Genomic DNA, 25,903 nt, shown 5'->3' on the forward strand with positions numbered 1-25,903 from the left:
AGCAGGAAGCAGGGAGAGGGAAGCGGGAAGTTTGGTAGTATGATGTAAATTTCTGGCATCCAGCTTTTGACTTCCAACCTATAAAATTATTGAAATGACAAAAAGACTACTTTTTTTGGATGATCTGAGACATCCAATTGATGCTTATCACTATACAAAGCAAGATATTTTCCTCAGAGACGACTGGGAAATTGTTCGGAATTACCATCAATTTGTAAGTTCAATTTTAGTAGAAGGATTTCCTGAATTTATTTCCTTTGATCACGATCTTGCTGACGAAGATTACCTAGAATCAGATTCTCACGAAATTCCTGAAAAGACAGGTTACGAATGTGCAAAATGGTTAATAAATTATTGTATGGATCATAATGTAGAATTACCGAAGTTTTTCAGTCACTCAATGAATCCTGTAGGCAAGGAGAACATTGAAAGTTTATTAAACAATTACAAAAAATTAACCCGCTGACAGCAGAAATATTAGTTGGAAGTTTTTACAAATAGAAAACTTCCGGCAACCTGCATCCAGCACCAAAAATTAAAAAAAATGAAAACAAATATATTCTTTACCGCAGACCATCATTTTGGTCATTCCAATATTATAAAATTTTCCGAACGGCCGTTTGAGTCGTTGGAACAGATGAATGAAGAACTCATCAAAAGGTGGAATGAGAAAATCGGTAAAGATGATACCGTCTACCATCTGGGTGATGTCAGTTTAGGTAAACCGGATTTTACAAAAGAAATTCTGGATCGGCTCAACGGCAAAATCCATCTGATCAAGGGCAATCATGAAGGAGCAACCTTGACTTATCCGAAAAGATTTGAATCGATAAAAGATTATCATGAATTGCGGATTGATGAACCGGAGAACGGCAACGGCAAACAGAAGATTATTCTTTTGCATTACGCAATGCGAACCTGGAATGGCTCACATCGCGGAACCTGGCAACTCTACGGTCATTCACACGGAACTTTGCCTGATGACGAGATGAGTTTAAGCCTCGACGTCGGAGTAGATTGTCACAATTTTTATCCGGTTTCATATGAAGAAGTGAAGAGTTTGATGCAGAAAAAGAAATGGACACCACCGTTTGCCCCGAGAAATTAGATAAAATTAAAATAATTTATTTCTACGCAAAATGATTGCGCAATAGCATCTTTACTTTGCATCATCAATTAGAAATAATACTAAAATTCATCGATGGATTTCAGTCAAAATATCAGACAGGTCATGTTGAGCGTTTCGGTATATCGCCATTGCAGAAGGGTTTGTTGAGAAACATGAGTCTTTTCTGTTCAGCTTGATCTGAAGGTTTTAGAAATTTGCCAAAAAATTTCACCATAACGCTATGGGTCGAAGGTTCGAGTCCTTCTATTTCTTTCGGGAAATATAACTCAGTTCGGTTAGAGTAATAGCAATTTTTGATGTGTGGGTTCGAATCCCACTGCCAATTCGGTTGGTATGGCGAAATGGTTGACGCGCTACAATTAAGTTTGTAGTATCATTTTAAATAGACTCAAAATCTATTTTGATGGAGTTTTTAAATGTTTTCTCATTCATAAAAACATTTCTCAGAGGAAAATTCTGAGGTTTTTTCAGTTGTTAAATCAACAATTTGAAAAAGCTTGCAGGAAAAGATGATTTTGGAAAAATGAAGTTTAGTTTAATAGACTGACGATTGTTCGGTCAATTTTCTATGATGACGGTTTTTGCGTGAGCGATGGTAACGGATACCCCGCAGTGAAGAGGCGACAGCCGATGAGCGAGGAGTAGAAGTGGACGTAGCGACCCGGGCTGCTGCCTTTGCAGTGGAGAGGGACACGCCCAAAATTTGAAAATAGCAATAAAGTTGAATATCAGGTTTTGATACAGATGGATTTTTTATAAACCGCTTTTCTTCCGCCATTTTTTGGATGAGAAAATTTCAGAATTTCCTTTTTTAATTAAAATTAATAACACTTTAAAAACAAATATAATGATTAAAAATGTACAAATTAAAGCATACCAGGTCGGTCTGGTTTTTAAAAACCGAAACTTAACCGAAATTTTGAAAGAAGGCAATTACTGGCTTTTCGGAAACAAATCTGTAGAGATTTTTGAAATGAAAGCCCAGTTCAGAGCCGGCGACGATTTGAATCTTTTGCTGAAAAATAAAGATTTAGCTTCAATGATTGAGCTTGTAGATGTGAAAGACGGCGAAATCGTTTTGGTTTACGAAAACGGAATCTTTAAAGAAGTTTTGAACGTGGGTCAATATGCTTTCTGGAAAGAAATTGTGAACAGAGAATTTCAAAAAGTGGATTTAACGAAAGTTGAAATCACCGAGAATATTTCTAAAACAATTTTAGAGAATATCAAGTTGAAAAGTTATGTCAGAAAGTTTGTCATCGCCAATCAATACAAAGGTTTGCTGTTGATTGACGGTAAATTGACCCAGGTTTTGGAAGCCGGAACATTCTACTTTTGGAACAACGAAACTTCTGTCGAAGTGAAAGCTGTAGATACGAGAATGCAGCAAATGGAAATCGCCGGACAGGAATTGCTGACCAAAGATAAAGCGATGTTGCGAATCAATTTTTACGTGCGTTATCAAGTTGAAAACGTGGTGAAAGCCTTGATGAACAACAAAGAATACGACAAGCAACTTTATATTTTGATGCAGTTGGCGTTGCGTGAATTCGTTGGAGCATTGACTTTAGATGAATTGCTGATTAAAAAAGATTCTGTCGGCAGAGAAATTTTGGAAAACCTTGGAGCAAAAGCCGATGACTTAGGTTTGAAAGCCTCTGACGCGGGAATTCGGGATGTGATTTTGACTGGTGAAATGAAAGAAATCATGAACCAGGTTTTGATAGCCGAGAAAAAAGCGCAGGCCAACAGCATTATGCGTCGTGAAGAAACGGCTTCCACAAGAAGTTTGCTCAATACCGCAAAATTAATGGAGGAAAACGACGTTTTGTGGAAACTGAAAGAAATGGAATACATGGAGAAAATTGCCGACAAAATCGGTGACATCACAGTTTCCGGAAACAGCAATATCGTTTCTCAGTTGAAGGAGATTTTCGCTAAATAATTTTTAAATAAAAGAAGACCAGTTCAATCATGAGCTGGTTTTTTTATGATTCTAGTTCGGGTATTCCTCTGCCAGCTTTTTATCCAACACAAACGGAACGACCGGTACAACGGATGCAACGAGATAAAGAGCAATTCTCATCAGACTCCATCGGTATTTGATGGCTGCCAAAATTAAAAAGACAAAAAAGACGAGAAACAAAACTCCGTGAATCCATCCAAAATATTTTACAGCGTGTGGGAAGTCGAAAAAATATTTCAAAGGCATCGCGATAAAAAGCAGAATCAGATATGAAATACCTTCTATCACGGCTGTTTTTCGATATAAATTTATCATTTTAATAATTTTGGAATTTCTTTGTTTTCTACTGCAATATTAGATGATTTCTCTTGAATGGGCAATATCGGAGCTTTGTGAAACAGCAAAATCATTTATCAACTGAAAGAAATTTTTACAAATTATTTTTAAAACTAAACAGGTTTCAAAAAATATCACCTTTTTATTCCAGCAAAAAGTCCCAAAGGGACGGCCTGACAAAGTATCGGACTTCAGTCCGATTAAAAAATGCTTGACTTTAAATCATTTCACTGCTTTTCTCCATCCACTCCTGATAAGAAATCACGCCCAGTTCCGGTTTTCCAACACCTTCCAAAATCGAAATAAATTCGAGCTGATTTCCATCGGGATCGTTAAAGTAGATTGCTAAAGCCGGCATCCACGCAAAAACCATCGGTTGAATTGACCCGTTCTTCATGAAGTTGTAAGGTTGTAGGTTTTTAGTTTTCAAAAAATCAACTGAATAATTCAGAATGTCATTTGTGTCTGCTGAAAAAGCAAAATGTCTGGTCTGTAAATTTTCTTTCTGTTCCCACAAACCAAGCATAGATTCTTTCTGGTCGCCAATCCACAGAAAAGCGATAGGTCTTGTTTCGTCCATGTGAGCCAACTTTAAGCCTAAAACTTCGGTGTAAAACTGTATTGAATTTTCTAAATTGCTTACCTGGATGTGTGTTTCGTAAAGTCCTTTTATCATTATTAAAAATTTAATTAGACAAAACTATAAAACGGATTTTCTAAAATTTAAAATCTACGATTCCTTTATTAAAAATGAATGATAGATATATTTCATTTTGCCTTACAATTAAATTTTATCTTTAATGTGTGATATTTTTTTTTATCTTGAATTGTAACTAAATGGGTATCTATACTGTCATCTATTTGTAAAATCTTATCAATTATGCTAAAACTAATTTTAAATGTATTCATTTTTCTTTTCTCCGTAATTTTTGCTCAATTTTCAGGGCAGATGCTATACCAGATTTATCAGGGAGTGAATGTTGAAAAATATCAAGGTAAAAACTTTATTCTGGAAGGGAAAATATTCTATAACAACGAGATTTCCAATAGTTCGTGGATTGTACTTGCCACCGTGCCGATGAACAGTAAAGGCAAAGTAATGAAAGATCCTACACACACTCCCGATGCTGGAATTTACTATAAAAAAGGAGAGTGGAGCTCATACGAAATGAAAGGTAAAATCGATAAAAATGCGATGGGACTTGTGATCGGAGTTTCTGTAGCAGGTAAAGGAAGTTATTATCTTGATGATTTTAAATTGTATGTTTTGGATGGTAAGGATAAAATCGAAATTCCTGTGAAGAACGGCGATTTTGAAGAAGGTTCATTGATGCCTTGGCAATCCCACGCTGCGGAAAAAGGTTCTACAATGTCAATCTCGACGGCTAAATCTTTTTCAGGAAAACAGTCATTGCTGATTGATAATTCAGACGCAGATGTTAAGCCAACTTTTGGCAATAACAAAGAAGTCGGAAAAATGATTGATATCAACGGTGTTAAATTATACTATGAAATCTATGGACAAGGCTACCCGCTTTTGCTAATCCACGGAAACAACAGTTCGATGGCGAGTTTTGATAATCAGTTGGAAGTTTTAAGCAAAAAATATCAGGTGATAGGATTAGACAGTCGTGGACAAGGAAACTCCACTTCAGACGATGTGAGATTAACCTATGAATTAATGGCGGATGATGTCAACGTATTTTTAGATAAATTAAATCTTAAAAATGTCAACGTATTAGGCTGGAGCGACGGCGGAAACATTGCGGTCATATTAGGAATGGAACATCCTGACAAAGTAAAGAAAATGGCTATAATGGGAACGGTTTTGTATAATAACGAAACTTCAGTAGATCCTGAAATCAATAAAATACTCCATCAACAGGTCAATGAAATGAAGGCAAGAGGCGTCGCAGAAAACAATATGGATTACCGTTTAAAAATGCTGCTTCTCACCGAGCCTAATATCAATCCGGACGCTTTGAAAAAAATACAGGCTCCAACTTTGGTAATGGCCGGAGAGCATGATGTGATGCCGGAAAAACACACCCGACTCATCGCCGATAAAATTCCGAATGGGAAAATGTTGATTTTCAAAGGTGGAGATCATGAGGCTCCTAAAAATATGCCCGAAAAATTTAATAAAGCCATTTTGGAATTTTTCGAAAAATAAAAAATGTATTGATTATTTAATGGATTTTCTTTCCAAAATCTCAATCCTTTCCAAAATGCTGGAGAGGATATTTTTTTGCTCAGAAGATAAATAGCCAGCGATTTTGTACACCTCTTTTTCAGAATGATTTTGATCTGAAACTGAACTTAGATACTGCAGATTTCCATTTTCAATACATAACAGAGTTTCAGGATTTTCTTCCAACATATTCGACTTCATTAAAAACAAAAAGTCCCCAATTTTATAATTTGACAAAACCGATGTGCTTTTTTTGAATTCATAGATTAAATCAATATTTGCTAATGCTTTTTGCAGTGAGTTGTATTGAATGTTGTTTTCAAAATTATTCTCCTGATAAGGCAGATCTGAATTAAAGGAGAGTTGGAATTTTTCGAAATTTTCCGGCTTATTTAAATCATCAACAGTTAACGGAACAGTCAGAAATTTGTCTAAATCGAGATTAAAGTAATGAACTACAGTTAGTAAAGTGGCGATTTTAGGTTCTGAACGTCCTTCTTCATACGCGCCGATAACGCCTCGATTCAGTTCAAATAAATCTGCGAATGCCTGCTGGCTTAAACCTTTTGCATGTCGTATTGTCTTAATGTTAGCTCCGAAAAAACTCATAAGTTCTAATCTTTTTTGCAAATGTAAGACTAAATTTAATTGTTTTGCTAATATTATTTGCATTTTAATATATTTTTATTATATTTGTGAACATCCGATATAAATGAAGTGTTTTGGTGAGGTTTTTTAGTCGGAATGTTTTAAATATTTAATAAGATTTGAATATTTATTGCAAAATAAATAATCTATTAATAATGAATTATGATTGATCAGGAATTTTTAAATATAGCTTTTTCTCCGGTTAACACGGTTTTATCTGTGTTGCTGATCTTATCGGTCATTTACTGGCTCTTTACCATTATCACTGGACTGGATATAGATGTCGGGCTGGATGCTGATATTGATACTGATGTCAACAGTCCGGATGGTCACTTTCATGTTGGGGATGATGCTTCGGGGTGGCTTCAGTTTCTGAAATTTCTGAATCTTGATATTGTACCGATCACGTATTTCCTGACGCTTTCACTTTTACTGACCTGGTTGGGTTCATTTTATCTCGAGTCTTTTTTCTCTTTTGAAATTTGGATCTCGGCTTTAATGGTAATTCCGATATTTTTCATCAGCATTCTGTTGACGAAATTAATTTTAAAACCATTAAATCCATTCTTCAGAGAAATTAATCACAAGGGCGAAATTCCACATGATTTTCTGGGGCGACAGGGGAGAATGAAATCAACCATCCACGGAGATAAAACCGGAATGCTGGAAGTGTTCGTAGGAAAAGATCCGATGATCCTGATGGTGAGAAGCAAAGATGGTGAAGTCATTAATCATGGAACGACTGTTTACATCGTAGATGAAGACCGCGAGAAAAGAATTTATTACGTCGCTGAAGAAATAAAATTTTAAAAAGTAAAACAATGATCACCTTATTTATGCTGATGTTCAGCTATATTTTAGAATTGCTTCTTTAATTAGTATTAATCATTTTATTGTCAGATGTCTTGGCTGAGAGAAATCGAAGATCCGACGAAGTCAAACGCCTTTACGAACCGAAAATATGCAGAACAATAGTGAAGGAAATCTTTGCGTCCTTTGCGTTAAATAAATTAAAAACACATTTAAACAAATAAACTATAAAAATATGAATACACCTTTGATTGTTGGGATTGTTGTCACAGTGATAGCATCTCTCGGATTGATTTTCTGGATTTTATCGATGTATAAAAAGACCGTTCAGGGAATCGTAATTTTAAGAACGGGATATGGAGGAACCAAAGTTTTCTTCAATGCCGGAATTGTAATTCCGGTAATCCACAGAATGGAATCGATGGATATTTCGGTTAAAAAACTGGAAATCGCCAGAGAAGGAAAAGCAGGTTTGATCTGTAAAGATAATATGAGAGCCGATATTCAGGTGGCTTTCTTTATCCGAGTGAATAAATCGGCAGATGATATTGTAAATGTAGGACAGACGATTGGTTGCCAGAGAGCGTCTGACATCAATACTTTGAGAGAATTATTTGAGGCGAAATTTTCTGAAGCGCTGAAAACAGTAGGTAAAAAGTTTGAATTTATCGAACTCTACGAAGCGAGAAGCGAATTCCGTCAGGAAATTTTACATATTATCGGAACCGATCTGAACGGATATGTTTTGGATGACTGCGCGATCGATTATCTGGAGCAGACGAAGATTGAAAATTTAGATAAAGACAATATTTTAGATTCTGAAGGGATTAAGAAAATCACTGAACTGACGGCTACTCAGAATATCAAAGCCAATCAGGTTCGCAGAGATGAAGAAAAAACGATCACCAAGCAGAATGTGGAAGCCCGTGAAGCAATTTTAGAACTGGAAAAACAGCTGGCTGAGAAAGAAGAATCTCAAAAAAGAGAAGTAGCCAATATTAAAGCACGTGAAAATGCTGAAATTCTAAAGGTTGATGAAGAAGAGCGTCTGAAATATGAAACTGTGCGCATTGCGACTGAAGAAAAATTGCAGATTGCTGAAGAAAATAAGCAAAGACAGGTTGTGATCGCTTCTAAAAATAAAGAACGTGCTGATTTGGTTGAAACGGAAAGAGTGCAGAAAGATAAAATGCTTGAAGCAACTGAAAGAGAAAGAATTGTTTCGCTGGCTCAGATTGAAAAAGAAAAAGCCATCGAACTCGAGAAGAAAAATATTCAGGATGCCATCCGTGAGCGTTTGATTATGGAGAAGACAGTTGTTGAAGAGCAGCAGACAATTAAAGATTTGGAAGCCTTCAAAACGGCTGACAGAACCAAGCAGGTTGAAATTACTTTGGCAACTCAGGAAGCAGAAAAGAAATTGATTCAGGAAACCAGAGCAGCGGAATCGAGAAAATTATCTGCAGAAAAAGATGCTCAGAAATATGTGATTGAAGCTCAGGCGAAAAGAGATGCGGCAGAAAAAGAAGCGGAAGCGCGTAAAATTATCGCTGACGCAAAAGCGAAAGAAGAAGCAACAGTTGGTTTGTCTGAGGCTCAGGTTCTTCACGCTAAAGCCGACGCAGCCGAAAGACAGGGAATTGTAGAATCAATTGTTATCGAGAAAAAAGCGGAAGCAGAAAGAAAAGAAGGAGTTGCTCAGGCTGAAGTAATCAAAGAAAAGGCGTTTGCAGAAGCAGCCGGAATCACCGAGAAAGCAGAAGCGATGAAAAAGCTGAACGATGCAGGAAAAGATCACGAAGAATTCAGACTGACTTTAGCAAAAGAAAAAGAAGTGGAACTGGCGCATATTTCCATCCAGAAAGATATTGCACAGGCTCAGGCTGGAGTTTTGGCGGAAGCGTTCAAATCTGCTAAAATTGATATCGTTGGAGGTGACAACACCTTCTTTGACAATGTGGTTCGTCAGGTTTCAGCCGGTAAAGGTTTAGATAAATTCATCAGCCACAGTGAAAATGCTACATTGGTAAAAGAAAATCTTTTAGGCGATGGCGAAAATATCATAAGAAAAGTAATGGGAATGGTTGATAAATACAATATCTCTTCCGAAGACATCAAAAACATGAGCATCGCAAGTCTGATCTTCAAACTGAACGGCGTTGCCGACCAACAGGAAAAAGGTCTCTTGTCAAGAGCAATGGATATGGCAAAAAACCTCGGTATCGAACAGAAACCAATCAGATAAAAACCTAAAAAAAATATTTTGATTTACTGAAAAAGTCCCGAAGGGACGGCTTAACAAAGGATAGGATGTAATCCTATCAAAAAATTAACAACAAAACAGTAACTATTTTATATTGTAAAACTCTCAATGTGTAATTTTTCGATGATGCTTTGAGAGTTTTTTAAAGTCTGCTTAAATGATTGTAAATCAAAATTTTAATGGAATTTTTTTACCCCAACCCTAAAGGGTGAAAAATACCAGTAAAATTAAGCAAAATGACTCTCTTATCATTTGGCTTTAGCCAAAACTTATTTTCAACAATTTAATCAAAGCTTTGCTGAGTGAAATCATATTCGACGAAGTCAAACGCCTTTACGAAAGAAAAATATACATAATATTTTCAAAAACATAACAGAATGATGTTGACATCAAACATCCATCATCATTCATCAAACATTAAAACCTATGTCAGAAAAATTAAATTCAGGGACATACGAAATAATTCAAAGCCGTCTGAATGAGCAGAAAAACGACCTCATTCAAAGGCTTCAGAAGCTGAACGAAAACCGTAAAGAAATTTTCGGGGGCGTAGATTTTTCTCTCATTGCGAATGAAAGAATTTCTACCGAACACAACTGCGTCGCCAAAGATATTTTTTCACTGAAAAACACGTTGATTTTCGGATCAAATGCGCATTTGGGTTTGCAGAGCGAAATTAATATTACAGATGTTTTCTCAATTTACACGATCAATAACGACCGTTTTGAACCTCGTGATTTATCGCTGATCAATGATGAAATCTTCGTTGAAGAGTTCAAAAATTTGTATAAATATTACCGAAACACCTTCTTTGCACGTTTTCATTTTACCGAAAACTATCTGTACATGGTTTTCCAGCTGTCTGAAAGTACATCAGATATCAAGGCTTTCAAATGGCTGATCAAAGAAGATCAGTTGGTGTATGTGGATTCCAGAAGTGCTTCGGAGGTGACATATCCGCCACAACATGTTTTTGCGTGGACGAAAGCGACTAGGGATATGCAGCGCAGCGGAAAATTTCCGCACGTTTCTCTGGCAGATAAAGTTTTTGTGGAATCGATTGGTGGAGATATTACCATTAAAATCGAGGACAATACCGACACGGGAAAAGGAATTTACTCCGAGGATGTTATCCATAAAGATCAGAATCTCGATGATGCTGAAATTCACTTCTGTGATCTTGATAATTTGGTTTTATTTAAAATTAAACCATATCAGGAAACGGAAAGATATTTCATTTACAATCATAAAGAAAAAATCGTTTCGCGTGTTGATACCTTGAAACATTCGGCGGTTTTGCTTCCGGAAAATCAAGGTGTGCTATTTTCCAATGGGTACGCTTTACAGACTGGAGGTCTAAAAGTAATCTCTCAGGATTCAAACCGTCTTCATTATCTGAAAACGATTTCTGAACCGAACGGCGAAAATTTTATGTACGTTTTTTATGATGATAAAACCAATAATTATCAGCTGATTTCGTACAATATCATTACGCAGACCATCGAAACGCCGATCCGTTGCAGCGGATATTCCATTTTAAATGATGGAAAGCTGATTTATTTAAGAGAAAGTGTAGAAACGACGAAACATCATTTAGCTCAAATCTGGCAAACGCCCTACGCAAAAGAATTGCTGCCGAATACTGAGAAATCTGACACACTCATCTACAAAATCGGGAACAAAGATATCGTAAGAGTGATGGCGGAAACTCAGGAACTGATTACTTTACTCAACAAAGAAGATTCCTACAGCGGGCTGTACGATGATATTGTTAAGCTTTCCACAACGATTTTAGATGCGTATTATTTTCTTGGTGATGATGAGGTCGAAAACCTTGATCAGCCTTTAAAGGAAATTCGAAGCATTGCCCATTCCGCGATCAACGAGTTTGAAAAAGTGGTCGAACAGAAGAAAAATACCGCAGAAGCTGTTGAGAAAATCAAAATTGCCTGTGAGAAAATTCTGGATAATACCAAAAGGATTCATTATTCTGAACTGACTGAATATATCGATATGCTTTCACAAATCCGGGCGCTGCGTGGCGAAATTACTGGAGCGAGAGATCTGAAATATGTCGATGTTAAAATTTTCGATGCCTTAGATCAGTCACTGGCGGCAAGATCAGAAGAACTTTCCGGTGCTTGTGTCAATTTTCTGCTGCAGGAAAATTCTCTGTCCCCTTACGAAACCAGAGCGCAGTCCATTTCAGAAAATATTATCAATTTACAGAAAGCAATTGATGCTAAAACGATTGAAGAAGAAATCACGAATTTGTCTTCACAGCTCGAGCTTTTGGTGGATATTGTCAATAATTTAAAAATTGAAGATACTTCGCAATCAACGCAGATTATTGAAAATATCTCGGTGATCTTTGCAAGATTAAATCAGGAGCGACTGGAATTGTCGAAAAGAAAAAGAGAAATTTCCGGTAAAGAATTGTCCGCTGATTTTCAGGCGCAAATGACATTGTTTGACCAATCCGTGATAAATTTTCTCGAACTTTCGCAAGCTCCGGAAAAATGCGATGAATATCTGACCAAACTATCCATTCAGCTCGAAGAAATGGAAACCAAATTCATTGATTTTGATGAGTTTATCCAAAAAATCGGCGAGAAAAGAGAAGAAGCATACGGTCATTTTCAAAACAAAAGAGTTCAGCTCACGGAATCTCGTAACAAGAGAACGCAGAATTTATATGATTCGGCAAAAAGAATTTTGCAGTCCGTAAAAACAAAAACCGAATCCTTTGATGCTGAAAATGAGATCAACGGCTATTTTGCGACCGATCTTATGGTGGAAAAGGTTCGTGATATTTCCCGACAGCTGATGGATATGGAAGATTCTGCCAAGGCGGAAGAAATTCAGACCCTGTTGAAAACTTCGCAGCAGGAAGCAGTCAGAAAGCTTAAGGATAAGAAAGAAATTTACGCAGACGGCGACAATGTGATCGCATTGGGTGATTATAAATTTGCGGTCAACCGTCAGAAATTAGATCTGACTTTGGTGCTCAGGAATGCTCAGTACTATTATCATTTAACCGGAACTGGATTTTATGAGCCTCTGAATTTTGATGCGGTTGCAGATTACAAAGACGTGTGGAATCAGGAATATATTTCGGAAAATTCTCAGGTAAAACGTTTTGAATATTTAGCCTGGAATATTTTCTCAAAAAATAAAAACATCAACACTGAAGAACAAAACCGGAATGCGATCCAGCAGTTTATGACTGAGCATTTTGGTGAAGGTTTGGTGAAAGGAATTCATGATGAAGATGCTTTAACGATTGTTTCAAAACTTCAGCAGATGCATAATGAATTGGGACTGATGCAGTTTACGCCATCTGAAAGAGCCTTGGCGCAATTGTTCTGGTATTTTTTGAATCAGGAAAGAAAAGAATATTATCAGAAACAGTTTGAAGCGGCCAATTTAATTTCTAAATCTTTTGTAACTGATCAGGGTTTTCAACATCTCAACGATGAGCTTTCAAATGAGATCAGGTCTTTTGCACAAAGTAATCATCTTTTTGCTGAGGTCAATGATTTCAATGCTGCCATTTATTTAAAGAGAGAAAGTAAATCAGCGTTTGTTGTTTCTGAAAAGGCGGCTCTGCTGTTCGAATCATTTTTAAAAGATTTAAAGGACAAAGGAAAGGATCTTGAATTCATCGATCAGCTGAATGCATTAAAAAATTATCCATCAGCGTGCTTTTCAATCGCAGAAAGTGCTTTAAATGCATTCTTATTAAATTCAGAAATGAATTTTGAAGAGGATGTGAAAAAAGAAGTCGCAGTCTTTTTTGTAACCCAGCAATTCAACACTGAAAATATTCTTCATGTCACATATGAAGCGGATTTAAAAGGTTTGAAATCATTAGAAAAAGACCTCGATTATCATTTAAATTATTATGAATTCAGTTCACGCCTGTCCAATTTCACTGAAGTGGTTGTTCCGAAATACAAACAGTTGCAGGAATTGAAAGCGAAATGGGTGAGCGATAAAAAGAAAAGTCTGAAAATTGATACGTTCAAATCTCAGGTTTTAAGCTCTTTTGTAAGAAATAAATTGATTAATGATGTTTATTTTCCTCTGATTGGAGCGAATTTAGCCAAGCAATTGGGAACAGTTGGAAACGACAAGCGCACCGACAGAATGGGAATGTTGCTTCTTGTTTCGCCGCCCGGTTACGGAAAAACCACGTTGATGGAATACATGGCAGACCGAATGGGATTGGTTTTCATGAAGATCAACGGTCCGTCAATTGGTCATGATATTGTTTCCACAGATCCGAATGAGGCTAAGAATGCCGGCGCAAAACAGGAATTGGAAAAACTGAATTTAGCTCTGGAAATGGGCGACAACGTAATGTTGTACCTTGATGATATCCAGCATTGCAATCCTGAGTTTTTACAGAAATTCATTTCTTTAGCTGACGGACAAAGAAAAATTGAAGGAATTTATAACGGTGAAAGTAAAACCTATGATTTAAGGTCAAAACGTTTCTGTCTCGTCATGGCAGGAAATCCGTACACGGAAAGTGGCGAGAAATTCAAAATTCCGGATATGTTGGCGAACCGTTCGGATACTTATAATTTGGGTGAAATTTCTGGCAGCAAAACGGAATTATTTGATTTGAGTTTAATTGAAAATGCCCTGATGTCAAACGATTATCTCACCCGACTGACCAATCAGGGAATGGAAAATCTTTACAGTCTGTACAACAGCATTCAAACCAATTCTCCGAATGTTGATCTGGCAGGAAATTTCAGTTCGAATGAAATTTCAGATTTCAGAAAGGTTCTTGAAAATACTTTGAAGGTTAGAGATATCGTTCTGAAAGTCAATAAACAGTACATCGCTTCTGCAGCAATGGCCGATGATTATAGAAACGAGCCGTCCTTTAAATTGCAGGGTTCGTATCGGAATATGAATAAATTGATTTCAAATATTCAGCCGATTTTAAAGGAAGATGAGGTAACGCAGATTGTTTTAAATCATTATCAGAATGAATCGCAGACGCTGACCACCGGAGCAGAATCGAATATGTTGAAATTAAAGGAACTGATGAATCTGATTTCTGAAGATGAAAAAAAACGTTGGGAAGAGATCAAGAAAACTTTTGTCAAAAATAAAATGATCAAAGGCTTAGGTGAAAATGATCGAATGACGCAGATTGTGGCTTTGCTGGCTCAGTTTAGCGAAGGTCTGGATGGGATTAAAGATGTTTTGAAGAAAGATTAGAGCGATATATTGCAAAAAAAATGCTGCGGTTACCGCAGCATTTCCTGTTTTATTTATTGAATATCGTCTTCGCAGATTTTCTTCCATTTTGCAATGGTTGTTCTGCTGATTTTATATTTTTTTGAAATATAATTGCTCGAGAATCCGTGTTGCTTTTGATACATTAAGATCTTCAGCATCGTTTCTCTGTCGTACGTTCTCAGCTTCTGGTTGTTTTCTAAACTTTCTTTCGACTGTTTGAAAAGTTTTTCGTTAAACTTAATCACCTCGTCGCTGGTGTTAAGATTCTGAAGAAGCTCCGTGACTTTTACGTCTTTCAATTTTTCTGGATATTCTGCCTGCAGAAGATCGTGATAAATTTTGCTGTAATTAGGTCTCATTTTCATATAATAAATTTTGGTGGTTACGATTGCTTTTTCTGCAGCCATCGGTGAAGTGTACTCTTTGGGATCGAGTATTCTTTGATGACGTCTGCCTGCGTCATTTCTCCGGATTCTATTTGTTTAAGAATAAAATCTTTGATTTCCTGAGTGTAAATATTTTTTCTGAACTGTGGTGCTTTGTCGGATTTTTCTTTTCTTTTATTCACTGCTGATGGCGGCGCATACAAAATCAAATGGGAGCTGTACAATCTAAAAAAGTCATACTCCAGCAATTTAGACCATCGCAAAAGAATGTCTGTGTCTATCGATTTGCTCGCGTAAACGTTCTCTACAAACTCCTCGTCTTTACCCAAAAAATTACATATTCTTTCGATTGTAATTTCGTTGTGATCTACAAGTTCTTTGATCGACTGACCTATATGTATTACTTTGTATAACATTTTTAAATAATGGTTTATTTTTAAATATTTCTCCAATAATCAGTAACTGATAGGTATTTGCGTTTTTTCGAAGCTTTGAAAAAAAACTTCAGCGGAAATCTACAAAGGGTAGATAGCATGAGATGATCTGTTGAAAACTTGTACTGTTCTAAAAGTCAATTTATTATAATTGGTTTTAAATGTCTATGTCTGTTTTCTAGTTCGTCATCTCGATTATTCAAAGGCGAGGGGAGTTCTCTGAATAATCAGGTAATTATTTTAAAATTTAATGATTGGAATTTTGCCGTTTTTCCCGTGTTAATGAATAATACAGACTATATTTTCATTTGAGATTCCGAAGATTCTAATCGGTTTATTTTAAAAACTAACTTATTAACTCTTCAAAATTAAACAAAAAAAGCCAATTAAACACCAAATTTTACATTTAATTATTATTAACAATAATTAATTTATGTTGATGATTAAAAGGTAATAAAAGTGGTTACACTTATTATATTGCAAGTAATTTGATGGTTACTTTAAGATATTCAATAAGATACATTCATTTGTTTGTCAAAAATTCTTCCTCCATAAAGATTGTATACTTTATTCATAGTATTTACCTTTGGCAAATGAAAAATTGAGTCTGTTTAGTGAAATAATTATTCTTAAAACATTTTTATTCATCTTTGATAGTTCGAATTTAATTGTAAATAAATTTTTTCTGTTTTTATTATAAAATTCATAATTGTCTGCTTTAAAGCTTCCCAATGAAAAATACCATCGCGCCTTTTGATTTTTCAAAAAAAATAAATTATAAAAATGAGCTTTTGGCTGGCTTCACGGTGGCTATGACTATGATTCCCGAATCACTGTCATTTGCAATACTCGCCGGGCTCTCACCGCTTACCGGTTTGTATGCTGCCTTTATGATGGGGCTGGTTACTGCCGTTCTGGGTGGTCGTCCCGGAATGGTTTCCGGTGGTGCAGGTGCTACAATCGTAGTACTGATCGCGTTGATAAAATCTCATGGTGTGGAATATCTCTTTGCTGCCGTGGCACTTGCCGGTATTTTTCAGATGCTTGTCGGTATTTTTAAATTGGGAAAATTCGTCCGTTTGATTCCGCAACCTGTAATGTATGGTTTTCTGAATGGTTTGGCGATTATCATTTTTATGGCTCAGATCGAACAGTTTAAAGTGACCGATAGTAACGGGGTCGTTACTTGGCTTCAGGGATCGGCACTGTATATAATGGGAGGTCTGACGGCATTGACGATCGCAATTGTTTATTTTTTCCCTAAACTGACGAAAGTTGTACCTGCATCTCTGGTAGCAATTATTGTTGTTTTCGGAATAGTTTTAGGATTTAATATCAATACAAAAACTGTTGCTGATATTGCCAACATCAGTGGCAGTCTGCCTGTTTTCAATATTCCCAGTATTCCATTTTCTCTGGAAACTTTACAGATCATTTTCCCTTATGCAATGATTATGGCCGGTGTCGGTCTGATCGAATCTTTACTTACTCTGTCGATGGTGGACGAGATCACGGATTCTAAAGGAAGTGCCAACAAAGAATCTGTGGCGCAGGGCTTAGCCAATATTACCAACGGGTTTTTCGGCGGTATGGGAGGTTGTGCGATGGTTGCCCAGACTTTAGTGAATCTTAATGCAGGTTCACGAGCCAGACTTTCCGGGATTATCGCATCAATTACTATATTGATCATTATTTTGGTAGGAGCACCTTTTATTGAAAAAATTCCTATGGCTGCACTGGTAGGAGTTATGATGATGGTGGCGATTTCCACATTTCAGTGGGTGTCGATACGGATTGTTAACAAAATGCCCAAGTCGGATATTTTTGTGGGGATTACCGTGGCTGCCATTACAGTGCTTTTACATAATCTTGCATTGGCGGTTTTGGTAGGGGTAATTATTGCCGCTTTGGTTTTTGCGTGGGATAATGCTAAAAGAATCAGAGCAAGGAAATTTATTGATGACTCCGGGGTAAAGCATTATGAAATATTGGGTCCTTTGTTTTTCGGTTCTGTAACTACGTTTGCCGATAAATTTAATCCTGCGGAAGATCCTCAGGAAGTTGTTGTTGACTTTCGAGAAAGCAGAATCGTCGATATGAGTGCGATTGACGCCCTGAATAAACTTTCTAAACGCTACGCTCAGCTTGGTAAAAAACTTTATCTGAAACATCTGAGTGAAGACAGTAGAAAGATGTTGAAAAATGCTGAAGCCGTGATTGAAGTGAATATTCAGGAGGACCCTACATATAAAGTGATGCCGGAGAAGTAAGGATTTTAAGGTTTCATTTTTTGGAATTTTGATTATTATTAATAATTTTCTGTAAAATTTCAACGTCTACAATGTCTATGAGATCTTTTCTGTCTGTTGTAAATGAACCAAATCTTAAATAATCTTAAAATAAATAAAGATTACAAGAAAAATTTTATCTTTGAATAGATTTGAAATTCAAACACAATTGATTTAAATAATGATACAACATATTAAAAATCTTTTTCAATAGAAGCTAAGAACCATTTAACTTAAAAAAAATTGAAAACAGATATCGACATCCAAAACCACGCTCATTTTTCTTTTGATCTGTGGCTTACCTTAATAAAATCTCATCCTGAATTTAAAGCAAAAAGAGTTGAGCTCTTCTCCTCGTTTTTTGACGTCAGCAAACCTATTGATGAAGTTGCAAAAGTGGTAAAATATTATGATGACCTGTGCAATACCATCAACGAAGTTATCGGTGGGAATGTAGACACTTTTGAGATTTACTTACTGATTCTGAATTCTTTACAGGTTGATTTAAAACAGTTAAACAGGGAAAAATTAAACGAGTTTTATCAGAAAAGTGAGGATTTATTTTTAGAATACAAACCTGTTGTAATTTTTGAAAATTTGCATCAGTTTTTTGACGAGATTAAAAGTCAGGGAAAGACCATAAATATTCTCAGTAACACAGGATTTATCAAGGGTACAACCATGAGGAAATTCCTGATCAACGAAAACCTGGATCAGTATATTGACTTTCATATTTATTCTGATGAACTGAAGATTTCCAAACCCAATCCGCTTGTTTTTCAGGAGGTCAAAAATTTACTGAAAAACAAGGATTTAAAAATGAATCAGATTTTGCATATAGGTGATAATCCGGTTGCGGATTACAAAGGCGCAAAAGATTTTGGTTTCAACGCACACTTACTAAAACACACTATATAATATGAACAAAAGGTACAGCTTGCACCACATTCATTCGGCAGATGAATTTACGTTTTCGCCTGCTGAATACAGCTATTTTAAGTATGGCGACAGGTCATATGCAGAAAAATTTGCCAAAGAATTATTCGAAGGATTTATTGCTCAGCATGAAGAAATTTTAGATACAGACAAAGAGATTCTCGTATTACCGAGTCCATATATGGCAATTCCGACGGCTTCTAATTTTTTATGTTTTTATTTTAAAAAGCAATTGGATTATTATCTGTTTCAAAAAGGGAAAAAGTCAAGTATTTTATCTAAAATCAATAGAAATCATACCTATACAACAGATTATGGTACTCTGAGCTTTGAAGATCGTAAGAGTCTGATTGCCAATGATACCTATTATCTTGATAAGGATTTTTTAAGAGGTAAACTCTGTATTTTTATTGATGATATCAAAATTACAGGAAGTCATGAATTTACAGTAAATAAAATCCTGAATGAGTTTGATGTACAGGCAGATTTCCTGTTCATGTATTATGCTGAATTAATGAATTTTGAACTGGATCCTAAAATTGAAAACTACTTTAATTATTACGCAGTAAAGAATGTAGAGCACGTTGCAGAAGTGATGGTGAAGCCAAGTTTTCAGTTTAATACAAGAATTGTAAAATATATTTTAGGTTTAGAATCAAGTAATTTTGATTATCTTACGTCTAAAATTAAAAAAGAGCAGATGGATCATCTTCTCGAGCTGGCAATCAGCAACAATTATCATTTAATAAAAGAATACGAAACCAATATAAACACTTTAACACAAACAGAACTTAATTATGGCTATTAACTTACAGAAAGGACAAAGAGAAAATATAAACGCTCCAAAATTTACGATCGGTTTAGGTTGGGACATCAACAATACATCTACAGGTGGAGCATTTGACTTGGATGCTTCTTTATTTTTGCTGAATGACGGAAAAAAACTGGTTTCAGACAATCATTTTATTTTTTATAACAACCTTGAATCTCCGGATAAAGCAGTAATTCACTCTGGTGATAACTTAACGGGTGACGGTGATGGTGATGATGAGCAGATCAAAATTGATTTAACAAAAATTGATGATGCCGTAAAAGAAATTACCGTTGTGGTAACGATTCACGATGCTGACGAGAGAAGACAGAACTTCGGGCAGGTGAGAAATTCTTTCATCAGAATTTTTAATACAGACACTAACGAAGAGATTCTGAAATATGAATTAGACGAAGATTTCTCTATCGAAACGGCTGTAGAATTCGGAAGAATCTATAACAGAAACGGAGAGTGGAAATTCGAGGCAGTTGGAAGCGGTCAGAGAGACGGTTTAGAGAAATTTGTATCAATGTATCAATAATCAGTTATGGATAATCAGGACAATCAAAATATAGATCCACTTCAGTCGATCGAGCCTCTGAAAACGTTTGAGCCTACACCTATGCCACAGGCACAGCCGGCTCAGCCAGTTCAAAGTTCGGCTCCGGCGGTTTTGGTGGACAGAGACGGAAATGTAAATTTAAGCCAGATTCAGGATGCAGAGCGTCATAAGTATGAATTGATGGCTAATGCCATTGATGAATCTAATCCGGGTTCAATCGTTAATTTCGGTTCAGATTTACAGAAAACGTTAGCCAATCAGAGTGACAGTTTCTTAGGAAACGTGAGAAGATCAAATTCCGGCGAAGTAGGAGAGCTGATCAATAATCTTCTGATCGAATTAAATTATGTAGACGTAGACGAGATTAATAACGGTGGCGTAAAAGGTTTTCTGAGCAGACTTCCTTTCATGAAAAAGATGCTGACTCAGGTTGATAATCTTTTCGCCAAATATGACAAAATCACAAGCAATATCGACCAGATTTCTCATAAGGTAAATGCTGGAATCATTACTTCAACGAAAGATAATGCCGTTTTGCAGACTATTTTCGACAGTAATGTGAATTCCATAAAGGCTATTGAAGAATTGGTGATTGCAGGGAATCTGAGAATGGAGAAAGCGGCAGTAGAGTTGGCAAACATGGAAACCAATGTGCAGAATTTTGCTGACTACCAGATTGCTGACAAAAGAGATTTCATCAACAGATTAGACAGAAGACTGGCTGATTTAAAAGTGGTTCGTTTGATTATGATGCAGTCACTTCCACAGATCAGATTGGTGCAGAACAACAACGTTTCAATTGCTGAAAAAGCACAGACGATTTTAACAACCACTTTACCGGTTTGGAAAAATCAGCTTTCATTGGCGGTGGCAATGCACAGACAGCAGCAGAATATTGAAGTTCAGCAGAGAGTTTCTTCTACTACAGAAGAGATTTTGAGAAAAAATGCGGAGCGTCTGGGTCAGAATTCTATCAATGTTGCGAAAGCCAACGAGCAGACTATTGTTTCGGCTGAAACCTTGAAAGAAACGACTGCGATGTTGATCAACACTTTGAATGAGGTAAAACAAATTCAGAAACAGGGTACAGAAAGCAGAAGAAAGCTGGATCAGGATCTGCAGACTTTAGAATCAGAATTAAAGGCAAATATCAGAGGGTAAAATAGAGCAAAAGCGTGGAGGATGAAGTTGCAATCATAATGTCTCAGAGTAGAAGAAGATTAACCAGGCTTAAACTTCTCTCTAATTTCTTTGAAAATATTGACGTGATATCGGTGTACATTAAAACCGATATTATTCATAAATTATTTGAAGAAAACAAGACTTTAGATTACAATAAACTTGAGCTGTTTCATTTGCAATATACTGACAGTCTGATAGAACTGCTTACCAAGATCAAAAAGAAAAAGGAAAATGATCTGTTGGCTGTGATTAATGAGATCAATATCAATAATCAGTACATTGAAAATTTTGAGGAGAAAAAAGTTGATAATTTCGAGACAGACCGTAAATTTTACAGCGGCGTTTTTTCTGAACATTTGAGAAAACTGTATAAAGATCTGACTGAAGACAAATTCACCCTAAACTGGAATGATGTTCTCTATTTTCATAAAAAATACGCAGTAGAATTCTACAGAACGGAAGCAGACGAAACCAAATTAAAACTGGGCAATGTTCCTTCTTATCAGTATCAGGATTATGCTATTGAGCGGAAACTTTTAGGGAAATTAAACATTCAGAATTTTAAGGTTCGCTTTGTTTGCGGGTTCAGATTGGGCCGTGACGAGTATGAACTTTTCAGGATTTTTCAGTCGGATGAGCATTTTATCTTTAATGTGGAAGAAAGAAGGCTGTATTTGACTAATGATGAGTTGTCATATTTAGATACTTCAGAAAACGAGTCAAATCAGGCATCAGTGATGAATCAGCTCAAGAGAAGAAACGAGCAGCTTGAAGAAACCATTCACGAAAATAAAAGAATTCTGCCTGAGGGTGTAGATGCTGTTTTAAAAGACTATCAAAGAAATCTCGAAAATGTGGACATTATGAGTAAAATATTTGATGTCAATGAGGAGACAAATATTCTGCGCGCGATGTTGAATTTAAATTTAAATAATTGATTTAAAGTAAAAAGTAAAAAGTAAAAAGTAAAAAGTAAAAAGTAAAAAGTAAAAAGTAAAAAGTAAAAATTTTATATTAATTACTGAATTCACAATTCACATTTGATGATTTACTTTTTTACTGCTTCAAAATATAACTAAACAGTACAGAACTATGGCAATCAACTTACAGAAAGGACAGAGAATAAACCTTACAAAAGAAAACGGAACAACGCTTTCCCAGGCTTGTGTTGGAATAAACTGGGGCGCAATTGAGAAGAAAAGTTTCTTCGGTGGCGTTTCAAAAGAAGCAGTAGACCTTGATGGAAGCTGCATTTTATATGATAGCAATAAAAATGCTACGGAAGTAATCTACTTCGGGAACTTAAAATCTAAAAACGGATCTGTAAGACACAGCGGGGATGATTTAACGGGTGATGTAAGCGGAGATGACGGTTTAGACAATGAGGTTATTACTGTTGATTTCGCAAAACTTGATTCTTCAGTTGAGCACGTAGCTTTGGTTTTAAACAGCTACAAAGGTCAGGATTTCGGAACGATTCCTTTTGCGTCAATCCGTATTTATGAAGGAACTCCAACCAGTGTAAAGGAGGTTTTTGCTAAATATGATATTGCCAACGACAAATCTTTCAGTGGTCACGTGGCAATGGTAATGGGCGTTTTCTACAAGAGAAACAACGAGTGGAAATTCAATGCCATCGGAGATCCTACTGCCGACAGAAAACTGGAGCAGACCATTGAAACAGTGAAGCAAAAATATTTGTAAACACAAAAATCTGTCTGAAATTCTATAATTTTAGACTCATAAATACTGAGCAATACCTGTATCTTTACAGCTATTGCTTTTATCATATAATAACACATTTATAAAGTGGAACAACACAACATTTTAGATCTACACCCAGGGTTGGTGTGGGGATTTGCGGTAACTGTAGTTATCATGCTGCTCTTAGATTTAGGAGTTTTCAATAAGAAAAGCCACGAGGTTTCTTCAAAAGAGGCAACCATCTGGTCTGTTGTCTGGATTTCTCTTTCGATGATCTTTTCGGGAGTTGTTTATTGGGTTTTCAATACTGACGGAACGGCTGGGAGTCATGCTGTGGCAGTAGAAAAGTTTACGCAGTATCAAGCCGCTTACTGGATTGAGAAAGCGTTGTCAGTCGACAATCTTTTCGTATTTATCCTTGTTTTTGGGTTCTTTAAAGTTCCTAAATTTCTTCATCACAAAGTTTTATTCTGGGGAATTATTGGTGCTTTGATCTTCAGAGCAATCTTTATTTTTGCCGGAGTTGAATTGATTGATCTGACGTATTTGCCTGAAATGAATATTTTCGGTCATGCCGTAAGAATCAACGTGGTCATGACTCTTTTCGGATTATTCCTGATCTATGCGGGAATTAAATCGTGGGGCGACGGCGATGGTGATGATGACGAAGATTACTCCGATACCGCTGGAGCAAAACTGATCAAACGTTTCTGGAAAGTTTCCGATAACTATGACGGAGATAAGTTTTTCACTGTACAAAACGGAATCAAGATGGCAACGCCACTTTTGGTTGTTGTAGCAGTAATTGAGTTTACCGACGTACTCTTTGCGGTAGATTCTATTCCGGCAATTTTTGCGATTTCAAATGATCCTTTTATCCTGTATACCTCAAATATTTTTGCGATTTTAGGATTGAGATCTCTGTATTTCCTGCTTGCGAACTTCATTCATATGTTCAGCAAACTGCCTTATGGTTTAGCAATTATTTTAGCCTTTATCGGTGTGAAAATGTTAATTGCACCGTGGTATCATATATCATCACCTGTTTCGTTAGGAATTGTAGGTGGAGTATTGGTCATCTCGGTATTACTTTCCATTATTTTCCCCGATAAAAAGGAAGATGAAAAAGAAACAATAGAATAATAAATTTGAAAGGCTCTACAATTTGTAGAGCCTTTTTTTATATCCAAACCTTCAACTTTTTTCCTAGGTAAGAAATTGACCATTCACCTGTAAAGCAAAATTCACAATTCACTTTATTTGTACTTCAAAAGCTTATTAATTTTCTTTCTTGTCTGCAGTGAAACCTTATACGCTTCATCTCTTAATTTTTGAATTTTTCCCACAGGCTGAAAGATTTCTGCACTTTCAAAAGGGTTAAAAGACAGCAATTCATTATCGCAGGTATTGGGAGTAAGAAAAGAATTTTTCTCAATCTTCACTTTTCCGATTTTTATAAATGGCGAATTTTTCCATTCGCGATTCAGAATATTGATGGGTTGGTCTTTCAGATTGTAACAGAACTGAATCATCACATCAGCATCATAATCTTCACGATAACAAAAGTTTTCAATAGCTTCTCTGGTCGTCAAATCTCTTCCGAATTTTCTCTGTGGATGTTTCGGACTTAATTTTATTTTAATCATGTGTTCCCCCAAACGGTAGGCACCGACCGAATGGTAGTCGAAAGACAGCATAAAATCATTCTTTTTAAGTAAAAACTGCATGCTTTTTCTCAGAAAAGATAAAGCAAATAAGTTGGGCAATGTATGATAGACCTGTGAGAGAAGAGGCGTGATGTTTCCCCATTTTTTAATAAAGAACCGATTGACTGCCGTAAATAATTTTAAAAATGTTGATACTGAATTGATCGGGAACAAAGGAAAATTCACCAAAGGATAATTGGCAATCGTCCGGTCTGCATCATCTTTTATTTTGATTGCAAATCCGTAAGCAGGAATATCTTTTTTACCTTTTTTTACCTTTAAATGAGCATTAGACAGCCTTACCACGATATTGTATTTTTCTTTATCAAATAAATAGAGCAGGTCAGATCGCATTTCCGGGTCGATCATAAATTCTCCTTTCAGAACTGCATAAGTTTTGGCATGAGCATTTCTTGTCGCATAATTAACGTCACTTAGGGTAGAAGAATGTTCTACAAAATCTGCAATGCTTTTTTTATTTTTTTCTAGAAGTTGTTTTTCTTCATAGGAAAGCTTGTCAAAGTTCTTATTATATTTCAGTGGATTTGGCATATTGTTTTAAAACTCAATTATAACGCCAAGTTTTTAATTCTACGTTAAGAGAATATTAAACTTGTTTGAATTTTAAAATAGAGGCCGAATCCTGTATTAAAATCTGAAATTATATATTCCCAAAATCGCGCTTCTGGCTTCCCGCTATAAATGCTATCTTTGTAAAAAAAAGTTATGGGAGTAGCAGATATGTTATTTAAACGTAAAAAAGAACAGGCTGAGAAAAACCTGAAAGACGGTCAGGAATATATGGTGGAGTACGGCAAAAGAGAAAGCGTGGTAGAATTGCCAAGCGGATTGCAGTATGAGATCATGGTAGAAGGCGACGGACCAAAGCCGGGACCGAAATCTATGGTAAAGTGCCATTATCACGGGACGACAATCGGTGGAAAAGTGTTCGACAGTTCTGTAAAAAGAGGAACTCCGGCATCATTTCCTTTAAACAAAGTGATCAAAGGTTGGACAGAAGCGCTTCAGTTAATGCCTGTAGGCAGCAAGTGGAGATTGATTATTCCTCCTCATTTGGCGTATGGAGATCAGCAGATTAGCAAAGAGATCGGACCAAACAGTACTCTTGTTTTTCAGGTTGAATTGTTAGATATTAAATAATTTTACCGTACATATTTGAACTAAATTACCTGTTTTTCGGGTAATTTTTTTATTTTAGAAGACAGTATTTAAAGTCTGATGAGAATGAAGAAGATTTTCTGTTTTTTTGCCATTTCCTTTCTGTTGACGTC

At 36.1% G+C, this 25,903-nt stretch carries 22 protein-coding genes and 1 tRNA gene; 17 read left to right on the forward strand and 6 right to left on the reverse strand.

The annotated features are described in order from the left end of the window. Positions 1-94: 94 nt before the first annotated feature. From OMO38_RS11190 to OMO38_RS11205, 4 genes are all read left to right on the forward strand, one after another. A complete protein-coding gene (locus OMO38_RS11190; protein ID WP_319804248.1) occupies positions 95-466 on the forward strand; it encodes a cyclic-phosphate processing receiver domain-containing protein in 372 nt (123 codons plus the stop codon). A 78-nt stretch (positions 467-544) separates the two neighbouring features. Then, positions 545-1,108, forward strand: coding sequence for a metallophosphoesterase family protein (locus OMO38_RS11195; protein ID WP_264750261.1), 564 nt, complete (start codon positions 545-547; stop codon positions 1,106-1,108). Between the two features lie 276 nt (positions 1,109-1,384). Continuing rightward, positions 1,385-1,451: transfer RNA gene (locus OMO38_RS11200), tRNA-OTHER, on the forward strand. A 525-nt stretch (positions 1,452-1,976) separates the two neighbouring features. Beyond that, a complete protein-coding gene (locus tag OMO38_RS11205; RefSeq protein WP_264750262.1) occupies positions 1,977-3,074 on the forward strand; it encodes a slipin family protein in 1,098 nt (365 codons plus the stop codon). 51 nt (positions 3,075-3,125) lie between these two features. Here the strand turns inward: OMO38_RS11205 and OMO38_RS11210 are convergent, their stop codons facing one another. Together OMO38_RS11210 and OMO38_RS11215 are read right to left on the reverse strand one after the other, a co-directional pair. Beyond that, positions 3,126-3,410, reverse strand: a complete 285-nt coding sequence (locus OMO38_RS11210; protein WP_264750263.1) for a DUF3817 domain-containing protein — start codon at positions 3,408-3,410, stop codon at positions 3,126-3,128. A gap of 238 nt (positions 3,411-3,648) precedes the next feature. Then, positions 3,649-4,107 carry a VOC family protein gene (locus OMO38_RS11215; protein ID WP_264750264.1) on the reverse strand — a complete coding sequence of 153 codons (459 nt, stop codon included), beginning with the start codon at positions 4,105-4,107 and terminating at the stop codon, positions 3,649-3,651. Between the two features lie 273 nt (positions 4,108-4,380). On the opposite strand from OMO38_RS11215, the gene OMO38_RS11220 reads away from it, so the two are divergent. Beyond that, positions 4,381-5,604: an alpha/beta fold hydrolase gene (locus OMO38_RS11220; protein ID WP_264750265.1), complete on the forward strand. Its 1,224-nt coding sequence runs from the start codon at positions 4,381-4,383 to the stop codon at positions 5,602-5,604. A 12-nt stretch (positions 5,605-5,616) separates the two neighbouring features. Here the strand turns inward: OMO38_RS11220 and OMO38_RS11225 are convergent, their stop codons facing one another. Beyond that, positions 5,617-6,231 (reverse strand): helix-turn-helix domain-containing protein, encoded by a 615-nt coding sequence (locus OMO38_RS11225; protein ID WP_264750266.1) that lies wholly within the window; start codon positions 6,229-6,231, stop codon positions 5,617-5,619. 201 nt (positions 6,232-6,432) lie between these two features. On the opposite strand from OMO38_RS11225, the gene OMO38_RS11230 reads away from it, so the two are divergent. The 3 genes from OMO38_RS11230 to OMO38_RS11240 all read left to right on the forward strand — a co-directional run bounded on the left by OMO38_RS11230 (position 6,433) and on the right by OMO38_RS11240 (position 14,581). After that, positions 6,433-7,080, forward strand: coding sequence for a hypothetical protein (locus tag OMO38_RS11230; protein WP_264750267.1), 648 nt, complete (start codon positions 6,433-6,435; stop codon positions 7,078-7,080). Positions 7,081-7,315: 235 nt separating this feature from the next. Then, positions 7,316-9,325 (forward strand): flotillin family protein, encoded by a 2,010-nt coding sequence (locus tag OMO38_RS11235; RefSeq protein ID WP_264750268.1) that lies wholly within the window; start codon positions 7,316-7,318, stop codon positions 9,323-9,325. A gap of 444 nt (positions 9,326-9,769) precedes the next feature. Then, positions 9,770-14,581, forward strand: coding sequence for a DNA repair ATPase (locus OMO38_RS11240; RefSeq protein ID WP_264750269.1), 4,812 nt, complete (start codon positions 9,770-9,772; stop codon positions 14,579-14,581). A gap of 53 nt (positions 14,582-14,634) precedes the next feature. Here OMO38_RS11240 and OMO38_RS11245 read toward each other — a convergent pair whose 3' ends face one another. Both OMO38_RS11245 and OMO38_RS11250 read right to left on the reverse strand, forming a co-directional pair. Beyond that, positions 14,635-15,009, reverse strand: a complete 375-nt coding sequence (locus OMO38_RS11245; RefSeq protein WP_264750270.1) for a helix-turn-helix domain-containing protein — start codon at positions 15,007-15,009, stop codon at positions 14,635-14,637. Then, complete coding sequence (locus OMO38_RS11250; protein WP_264750271.1) at positions 14,985-15,404, reverse strand: transposase; 420 nt, start codon at positions 15,402-15,404, stop codon at positions 14,985-14,987. The genes OMO38_RS11245 and OMO38_RS11250 overlap by 25 nt, the downstream gene beginning before the upstream one ends. A 749-nt stretch (positions 15,405-16,153) precedes the next feature. Between OMO38_RS11250 and OMO38_RS11255 the strand changes: the two genes are divergently transcribed. The 8 genes from OMO38_RS11255 to OMO38_RS11290 all read left to right on the forward strand — a co-directional run bounded on the left by OMO38_RS11255 (position 16,154) and on the right by OMO38_RS11290 (position 24,048). Next, the gene (locus tag OMO38_RS11255; protein WP_264750272.1) at positions 16,154-17,692 is read left to right on the forward strand and encodes a SulP family inorganic anion transporter; all 1,539 of its coding nucleotides are present in this window, start codon (positions 16,154-16,156) and stop codon (positions 17,690-17,692) included. 261 nt (positions 17,693-17,953) lie between these two features. After that, entirely contained in the window at positions 17,954-18,628 is a 675-nt protein-coding gene (locus OMO38_RS11260) for an HAD family hydrolase (protein ID WP_264750273.1), read from the forward strand. A 1-nt stretch (position 18,629) separates the two neighbouring features. Further along, a complete protein-coding gene (locus tag OMO38_RS11265; RefSeq protein ID WP_264750274.1) occupies positions 18,630-19,454 on the forward strand; it encodes a phosphoribosyltransferase family protein in 825 nt (274 codons plus the stop codon). Further along, the gene (locus OMO38_RS11270) at positions 19,444-19,998 is read left to right on the forward strand and encodes a TerD family protein (RefSeq protein WP_264750275.1); all 555 of its coding nucleotides are present in this window, start codon (positions 19,444-19,446) and stop codon (positions 19,996-19,998) included. Before OMO38_RS11265 ends, OMO38_RS11270 begins: the two co-directional genes overlap by 11 nt. A 6-nt stretch (positions 19,999-20,004) precedes the next feature. Continuing rightward, positions 20,005-21,180 (forward strand): toxic anion resistance protein, encoded by a 1,176-nt coding sequence (locus OMO38_RS11275; protein ID WP_264750276.1) that lies wholly within the window; start codon positions 20,005-20,007, stop codon positions 21,178-21,180. A 38-nt stretch (positions 21,181-21,218) separates the two neighbouring features. Then, the gene (locus OMO38_RS11280; protein ID WP_264750277.1) at positions 21,219-22,139 is read left to right on the forward strand and encodes a hypothetical protein; all 921 of its coding nucleotides are present in this window, start codon (positions 21,219-21,221) and stop codon (positions 22,137-22,139) included. A 154-nt stretch (positions 22,140-22,293) separates the two neighbouring features. Next, positions 22,294-22,905 (forward strand): TerD family protein, encoded by a 612-nt coding sequence (locus OMO38_RS11285; protein ID WP_264750278.1) that lies wholly within the window; start codon positions 22,294-22,296, stop codon positions 22,903-22,905. A 105-nt stretch (positions 22,906-23,010) separates the two neighbouring features. Beyond that, positions 23,011-24,048 carry a TerC/Alx family metal homeostasis membrane protein gene (locus OMO38_RS11290; RefSeq protein WP_264750279.1) on the forward strand — a complete coding sequence of 346 codons (1,038 nt, stop codon included), beginning with the start codon at positions 23,011-23,013 and terminating at the stop codon, positions 24,046-24,048. Between the two features lie 113 nt (positions 24,049-24,161). Here OMO38_RS11290 and OMO38_RS11295 read toward each other — a convergent pair whose 3' ends face one another. Continuing rightward, positions 24,162-25,163 (reverse strand): catalase family protein, encoded by a 1,002-nt coding sequence (locus OMO38_RS11295; protein ID WP_264750280.1) that lies wholly within the window; start codon positions 25,161-25,163, stop codon positions 24,162-24,164. A 174-nt stretch (positions 25,164-25,337) separates the two neighbouring features. Between OMO38_RS11295 and OMO38_RS11300 the strand changes: the two genes are divergently transcribed. Beyond that, positions 25,338-25,772: an FKBP-type peptidyl-prolyl cis-trans isomerase gene (locus OMO38_RS11300; RefSeq protein ID WP_264750281.1), complete on the forward strand. Its 435-nt coding sequence runs from the start codon at positions 25,338-25,340 to the stop codon at positions 25,770-25,772. Positions 25,773-25,903 lie beyond the last annotated feature (131 nt).

The organism is Chryseobacterium kimseyorum (assembly GCF_025971945.1).
GTDB classification, from domain to species: domain Bacteria; phylum Bacteroidota; class Bacteroidia; order Flavobacteriales; family Weeksellaceae; genus Chryseobacterium; species Chryseobacterium kimseyorum.